The sequence below is a fragment of the Stenotrophomonas maltophilia group sp. RNC7 genome (assembly GCF_030910085.1).
Lineage (GTDB): Bacteria > Pseudomonadota > Gammaproteobacteria > Xanthomonadales > Xanthomonadaceae > Stenotrophomonas > Stenotrophomonas sepilia.
The window spans coordinates 1-378 of the sequence record NZ_JAVFVN010000653.1; the positions used below are offsets into that span (position 1 = coordinate 1).

General features: G+C 23.0%; 1 protein-coding gene. It reads left to right on the top strand.

What is annotated here, in order from left to right:
• Positions 1 to 35: 35 nt before the first annotated feature.
• The coding region (locus RCF13_RS13555; RefSeq protein ID WP_308141243.1) for a hypothetical protein at positions 36 to 378 on the top strand (343 nt) is incomplete at its 3' end.

Genomic DNA, 378 nt, shown 5'->3' on the forward strand with positions numbered 1-378 from the left:
ATTTATTAAATAGTCTATTGTTAAAGATAAGCAAAATGAGAAATGATAGGGATTATTTTACTAAAGAAGATATGGAATTATTCATAAGCAAATACAAAATTGAATCTTCTATGACTAAAGTACTTGATGAATTTTATGATAGAAAGTTCAAAACGCCTTCTGAAATACTAAAAATATTAGGAGACGATAAAGAAGAGATATTAAATAAATTAGAAAATCAAATTATTAAAGCTGATAATTACATTAAGAATAAAAGTTTTAATGAAGCATTAAGAATATATAGTTCATTGGCTATGTTTTATGACAATGAACTAATATTAATTAACTGTGCTATGCTTAGTGAGATTATAAGCAATTATACTGAAGCAATAGATTATT